5 protein-coding genes are annotated in these 7,475 nt (G+C 52.8%); all 5 read right to left on the bottom strand.

Going from position 1 to position 7,475, the window contains the following annotated elements:
- Positions 1-818 (bottom strand): phospho-N-acetylmuramoyl-pentapeptide-transferase (gene mraY / locus ACOJWD_RS14365; protein WP_486993933.1); only part of this gene is annotated, 818 nt, incomplete at its 3' end.
- On the bottom strand, positions 815-2,176 hold the full coding sequence (locus ACOJWD_RS14360; RefSeq protein ID WP_486993932.1) for a UDP-N-acetylmuramoyl-tripeptide--D-alanyl-D-alanine ligase: 1,362 nt from the start codon (positions 2,174-2,176) through the stop codon (positions 815-817). The genes ACOJWD_RS14360 and mraY, both read right to left, overlap by 4 nt.
- The gene (locus tag ACOJWD_RS14355; RefSeq protein WP_486993931.1) at positions 2,173-3,654 is read right to left on the bottom strand and encodes a UDP-N-acetylmuramoyl-L-alanyl-D-glutamate--2,6-diaminopimelate ligase; all 1,482 of its coding nucleotides are present in this window, start codon (positions 3,652-3,654) and stop codon (positions 2,173-2,175) included. The genes ACOJWD_RS14360 and ACOJWD_RS14355 overlap by 4 nt, the downstream gene beginning before the upstream one ends.
- Positions 3,651-5,771 (bottom strand): penicillin-binding transpeptidase domain-containing protein, encoded by a 2,121-nt coding sequence (locus ACOJWD_RS14350; RefSeq protein WP_486993930.1) that lies wholly within the window; start codon positions 5,769-5,771, stop codon positions 3,651-3,653. Before ACOJWD_RS14350 ends, ACOJWD_RS14355 begins: the two co-directional genes overlap by 4 nt.
- A gap of 72 nt (positions 5,772-5,843) precedes the next feature.
- Positions 5,844-7,475: peptidoglycan D,D-transpeptidase FtsI family protein (locus tag ACOJWD_RS14345; protein WP_486993929.1), on the bottom strand; the 1,632-nt coding region annotated here is incomplete at its 5' end.

Genomic DNA, 7,475 nt, shown 5'->3' with positions numbered 1-7,475 from the left:
CGACCCGTCAACCGAAAACTGATCACTTGAATGATGACCGAGAGCGTTTCAATGACATAGAGAATACCAACCAATGGCAATAACAACGGGGCGCCCGAAATCACAGCAGCTCCCGCAAGCGCAGCTCCTAACGCGAGAGACCCGGTATCTCCCATAAACACCTTAGCAGGATGGAGATTAACCCGTAAGAATCCGACGAGCCCCCCGACCAGAGATAGGGAAAAGACCGTCAGGGGCACATCATGAGCCTTTAGACCAAGCAGAGCAAAGAACGCCATCGTTAAAACCATTGCTCCCCCCGCCAAACCATCCACTCCATCGGTGATATTAACCGCGTTACTGGCACCCAAAATGGCCAGAACAGATATCGGGCCATACCACCAGCCCAGCGCCAAGTGCCCCAAGTGAAACGGCAGGAGATATCCGTCCGCTGGAACCAGCGGATACACATACCAGGCAAAAGCAACCGCCACCAAAAGCTGCAAAAGCAGTTTCTCGCGCGCTCTTAATCCCAGTGGCCGCTTCAGCACCACCTTAAGAAAATCGTCTGCGAATCCAATGGCGCCATAACCCATCGTAAGTATTGTCAATGCCCAGAGGCGAGCGCTATGGGGGTCTAAAAGGGCCACCGCGACCGGAATTCCCAGAAGAAAAATCAGTCCTCCCATGGTCGGCGTCCCTTGCTTCTTTAAGTGCGCCTGAGGCCCCACCTCTCTCACCTGTTGTCCAAACTTCATCCGCTGCAACCAGGGGATGAAGATCGGAGCTACAATGAGCGCCACCGCAAGCCCAATAAGCCCCGCCCATACTTCGTTCATTGCGATCGCCCCCACTCTTCCAGTTGTTGGGCGATCGCCTCAAAGCCCATTCCCCTAGAGGCTTTCAGCAGAACCACGTCGTGTGTTTTCAGTTCTTCCTTGAGTACCTCCAAGGCCTCCTCGCGGGTGGCCACCCAATGACTATTGACGCCGCAGGTCAGGGCTTCCTGATGAGTCTCTTTGGATCGGGACCCTACCGTTAAAAGCCAGTCAACAGCTCCGCAAGCAGCCCGACCGATCTCGCGATGACCTGGCACTTCGTCAGCTCCCAATTCCAGCATATCGCCAATCACCGCAACCCGCCGACCTGCTCTGTCGCGAAGCACAGCTAATGCCGCCTTCACCGAAAGCGGGCTGGCATTATAGACATCAATCAACAAGGTAAAAAACCCCGCCTCCACGAGCCGCACCCGCGAGCGCGCCGGATCAATCGACTCAATACCCTTGATGGCTGCGTCCCAGGACACCCCCAACGAATCGGCCACTAATAGCGCCGCTGCCACGTTGTAGGCGTGATGAGCCCCTAGCCATGGTATTCGTATCGATAACGCTCTTTTTTGCCAGGTTATTTGTATCGTCGTGCCATCTTCTTCGACAGCCGTGCGATCAACTCTCGCTTCGACGTCCTCGCCGCCTCCAAACCAGCGAATCGGTCCATGATGCTGAGCCGCCAGTTCACGGATCCAAGGGTTATCGCGGTTTAATACCGCGATTCCTCCCGGCTTTAATCCCGACAAAATCTCTCCTTTAGCATCGCGTATGGCTTCCATCGACCCTAATTTCTCCAGATGGCTCGATCCAATAGTGGTGATGACCGCCACTTCGGGAGGAGCTATGGTGGTCAAACGCGTAATCTCCCCGGATGCGCTCATGCCCATCTCCGCAACAAAGTGAGTCACCTGTGCACCACCGGAGAAAAAAGACAAAGGCAATCCGATTGCGGTGTTAAAATTGCCTAACGACGCTTTTGTCGCAAAATTTTCACTAAGTGCCGCTGCACATAACTCTTTCACGCTGGTTTTCCCAACACTTCCGGTGACGCCCACCACATGAATATTATGGGCATCAATATAGCGGCGCAAGATCTGACCCATGGCGTCTAGTGGTGAGGGCACCCGAATTTGCGGGCCATCCTGTCTCGGATAATCATCCCGAACCAGAACAATCCCCCCCTGAGCCCATACCTCCGGTACAAATTTATGGCCATCGGTATGCGTTCCGGGAAGCGCCACAAAAAGCACCCCAGCTGCTGACTCGCGGCTATCAATACTCAGCTTCTCGACCCGTTGATCGTCTCTAGCATTCAGGATGGTACCATCAGTCCACCGTTCTATGTCCCGCAACGTCAACCACATCATCCGTGTTTAATCTCCCTCAGTACGTGACGTGCCACTTCTCGATCATCAAATTGAATGGTGCCATCTCGATAAATTTGGTATGTCTCATGCCCCTTACCCACAATCAGCACGACATCGCCGGGCTGTGCTTGTGTGAGGGCTAGCTTTATCGCCCGCTCTCGATCTAATTCCACTTGCCATTCGCCATGGACCTTGTGGAGACCCTCTTCAATCTGATGAATAATCTCCATAGGATCCTCCGATCGAGGATTGTCAGCCGTCAACATCGTCCAGTCTGCCAGCCGACCTGCCACTTCTCCCATCAAGGCACGCTTGCCGCGATCGCGGTCACCTCCCGCACCAAACACCACCCCAATCTTTCCGATGGCAAACTCGCGGGCCGTTTTCAAGGCATTTTCTAGTCCGTCCGGCGTGTGCGCATAGTCCACAATCACGCTGTACGGCTGTCCCTCATCAATACGTTCGAAACGACCTGGGACCCCAGGATACATCGCTAAAGCTTCAATCATCTTTTCCGGCGCCAATCCATAGACATATCCCACCGTCAATGCCGCCAGAGCATTCATGACATTAAACCGCCCCGGCATGCCGAACTGGACTCCGTGCTGGTCTCCTGAAGGAAATGTTGCTAAAAACTGAACCCCGCGACTCGTAATGAGTACTTGGGACGCCCGAACCTGGCAGTGGTCCGACAATCCATAAGTAATGACCGGCACCCGCACCAGAGCGGCTAAACGAGCCGCATAGGGATCATCTCCATTAATGATGGCTGCTCGTGGCCCTTTTTCGCTGCCTGTCCCCAATCGTTCAAAGAGTAACGCTTTGGCTCGAAAATAACTTTCAAAATCATGATGAAAATCTAAATGATCCTGGGTCAGGTTGGTAAAGACTGCCACGTCATAATCGACACAGTCGACGCGTGCCAGAGCAAGCGCATGAGATGAAACCTCCATGACCGCTGCCTTCATACCTCGATCAGCCATATGACGAAGAATGCGCGACAGATCGGGGGCTTCCGGGGTGGTACGAACCACCTTAAAGGTTTCCGGCCCAATCAGCGTATGTAGCGTCCCAGTCAAGCCGCAAGAGACGTCACCCCCTTCTAACACGGCCCGAATCAAGTGTGTCGTCGTAGTCTTGCCATTAGTGCCTGTAACCCCCACCATCCACAGACGACCCGAAGGATGACTGTAAAACACATCTGCCACCTTGGCTAACGCCTTGCGCGCATCCGTCACAACAATGCCCGCGGCATTGGGCGGAATGGCATCAGGATTTTCAACTAAGAATGCCACGGCTCCGCGGGACTTGGCCTCTACGCAATATAAATGCCCATCAGTATGAAATCCCGGAATCGCACAAAATAGGTCGCCCGGCATCACCTGACGCGAATCATGTTGAATCCCCGACAGTGCGATTGCCCCATCTCCGACAATGGTCCCGATCCCCATGATTTGAACTAATTCATTCAGTGTCATTGATTTCCCCGCTTTCGTGACCCTAGCCAAACGTTCACGATGGTTCCCGACTTCACCTGAGCGCCTTCCCTTTGCCCTTGACGAATGATGGTGCCTGATGCTTCACCGATCACGGCGACGTTTAGTCCCAATTCGAACGCCAATTGTTGCGCGTCGCGCAACGCCATTCCCTCAAATTGAGGAACGGTAACCCACTCTAAATAATCACGGGAATGGTTGCCTAATGTCAATGTTAAAAGCGTACCAGTTGGGCGGTATCCTCCATAGGTAATCGATTGTTGTACAACTATTGAGCCCTGTCCTTTAAATTGTACCGAAAACCCAAAGATGGCCGCATCCTGAAGCGCGATTTCGGGACTGAGGTCTACCAAATCGGGCACCATTTGCAATTGTCCGCGTTTGGGCGGGGAAATGGGTTCAGTTGGAGGCACTTTAAGATAACGTAAGATATCCCGCATCAACCGTCCAAATACCGGGGCAGCAATTTGGCCTCCATAAAATGGTCCCACCGGCTCATCGATCGACACTAAAATCGCCGCTTGGGGATGAGGAACTGGCGCAAACCCAATAAACGAGGAAATATAAATCCCTTTTTCGGTGCGCCCATTAATCACCTTCTGAGCTGTGCCCGTCTTGCCCGCTACACGATATCCCGGTACCTGAGCCAACTTACCTGTACCTTCTTTCACCACTCGTGCCATCATGTTTTGCACTAAGGTCGCCACCTCCTCAGAGATTACTCGCCGCTTAGGGCTTTGGTCATAATCTTGAATTATGGTTCCTTGAGGTGAAAGAATTTCCCGAGCCACGTGGGGCTTCATCAATGTTCCGCCATTAGCAATGGCACTCACGGCAGTCAAAAGACTAATGGGGGTGACAGTGAGCGTTTGTCCAAACGCCATGATCGCGAGATCGAGAGCCGTTACCCGTCCTTTGCGCGGAAATATTCCGAGTGCTTCTCCCGGCAAATCAATCCCCGTTCGCTTTGTCACTCCAAACGTAGCCAATCCCTCATAAAACCGATCTAGCCCCAATCCCAGACCCAATTCCATGAATCCCACATTACAAGAGTTTTTGACCACATCGCCTAAGGTCTCGGCACCATGTCCCTGCGGTCGCCAACAATTCACCCTGCGTCCGAGAATAATTTTGAAACCGGGACACCAAAATCCCGCCCCTGGCCTGGTGGTCCCGGCCTCAAGCGCCGTCGCTAAAGTCACGGGCTTGAATATGGATCCCGGCGGAATGGCATCTGTCACCACCAGTTCCCGGTATAGTTTAGGATTATAGTCTCGAAACTCATTCGGATTAAAGGTCGGGCGTTGGGCCATAGCATATATCCCCCCCGTTTTGGGGTGCATGACCGTCACCATGACTGCCTTCCCTCCCGTCGCAATCATGGCTCGTTCTGCCGCCCGCTCGGCCATCCATTGGATGTTCTCATCAATCGTCAATTCCAAGGTATCTCCTTGCCGAGATGGCCGAATGCGCTGTTCGGCAAAACGAATCGTGCGCCCGTGGGCGTCGTATTCTTCTTGAATGGCACCGGGCTTTCCTTCCAGCACCTTGTTATAGATAAGCTCGACTCCTGCCAAGCCCTGGTTATCCACCCCTGTGAACCCTAAGACGCCGGCCGCTAATTGGCCTTCAGGATAATAGCGATCCGTTTCCGTAAGTAAATGGAGACCCGGCAAAGACATCAACTGGCTACGGATAGTCTCAAGCTCCGTATTATTCAGGCGCCGCTTGATCCACACAAATCCTTGTCGTCGCGAGAGGCGGCGCAGCACTCGGGCTTGATTGAGGTCCAACACATCCGCCAACAAGATACTCTCACTTTGGCGTTCGCCGCGCGTTTGTGCCGGAATCGCGTAGAGCGAATAGGCGTGATGACTCCCCGCCAGAAGGGCGCCGTTCCGATCCACAATATTCCCTCGAAACGGCGCCATTGGCACCGAGCGAAAATGAATGCTGTCCGCCAATCGTGAGAAATGCTTTGAATCCAATGCCTGTATTGTCACCAGTCGACTTCCAATCAGTAAATCGAATAATCCGATTCCCATCAAGACCACAAAATTGCGTCGCTTCAAAATCAACGGTGGCCGATCATTCATCATGGAGACCCCCCTACCCGTGAGGACGGGCTGGCTACTCCCCATATGTATGACACTCACCTAGGATCAAGAACTTTAGGGAATCGGTCCCGGCTTCGAACCATTGTCCGGTCCCGCGTAGGGCTTAATTTTCCAGTACTTGAACATGAACGTGGCAATATTCTTCCATACGGGTGCCGACACCTGGTCACCATAAAAGAGACTTCCTACCGGATGGTTAATCGTGACCAACATAATGAACTTCGGATCCGGCATCGGCCCATATCCCATATAACTCGACACAAACTGCGTATTCGAGGTCTTGCCATCAATAATTTTCTGAGCAGTACCCGTTTTCCCGGCAATGATGTAGCCTGGCACCTGCGCTGGGACTCCCGTCCCTTCGGTGGCTTCAAGCTGCATCATATGCTGGACTTCCTTGGCTATGGTCACATTGGTCGGGTGCGATTCAATCACCACCGGCGTTTTCTTAATCACCTTACCGGAGGGACTTAAAATGTCCTGAACAATGTGCGGCTGAACTAAGGCCCCATCATTAGCCACCGCATTATCGGCCGTAATCATTTGCATGGCGGTCACGGCCATCCCTTGTCCAAAACCCTCCGTCGCCAGGTCTACAGCGTTAACATCTTTAAGGGGAATCCAAATACTGTTGGAGTCTCCCGGCAGTCCAACATTACTGGGATGATTGAACTGAAAGAGATTGACGAAGTGGTAAAGTGCACTCGCCCCAAGTTTCAACGCCACATCCATAAACACCTGGTCAGAGGATACTTCCAGTCCCTTAGTAAAGGTAATCCAACCCCAACCTACCGGATTCCAATCGTCAATGCGCACTCCATCCACAATTTTGTATCCGTCGGTATAAAACATACTATTGGGCGTAAATAAGCCGAGTGTCAGAGCTGCGGTGGCTGTCACGGGCTTAAATATAGACCCCGGTGGAAACGGATCCTGCACGGCATAGTCCTCTTCTTCAAGCGGCGTCGCCGTCCCGGGATTATTGGGATTAAAATCAGGCCAATTGGCGAGTGCAATAATGGCGCCGGTGTGGACATTCATGACAATCACGGTGCCGTTTTTAGCGTGCGCCCGCTTAATGCCCCACTTGAGCCATTTTTGCGCTTCTGCTTCAATATTACCGTCAATCGTAAGTTGCACCGTATCGCCAGGCTTGGGTGCCTTATAGGCCTCTTGCCACTGCAATAGAGGATCCCCATAAGCATCCTCACGCACCGTCCATGAACCGGGTGTCCCGCTTAATATGCTGTTGTCCTCATACTCAATACCCGCCAGACCTTCTCCATTGGACCCAACAAAACCTAACACCTGAGAGGCCAAGTCTCCATTCGGGTATTCTCGGCCGGTAACCGGGATGGTACTGATGCCGGTCAGATTCAAGGCCGCAATCTTAGCAGCGATGGCCGGCGTCACCGAATCATCCAACATGGCGTACCATGCATGGTTAGACAGCACCCCATCGAGAACATGCGCGCTAAATGGCAAATAGTGCGCCAATTCGGTAGCCTCTTTTTGGGGCTGGGTAATATATTTGGGTGCAGCAACCACCTGGTCGCGCGGGACATCCATGGCCAGTACCTGACCATTAGTATCAATAATTTCGCCGCGTGCCGCTGGCAAGGTAATGTGCTTCACTTGAAACGACGATTCATACGCGTCAAGTGACTTACTGTTGGCAACTTGAAT

The sequence above is a fragment of the Sulfobacillus sp. TH-112 genome, assembly GCF_057473405.1.
Note: the sequence above shows the minus strand (reverse complement) of the source record. Positions and strands in the feature narration are given on the sequence as shown.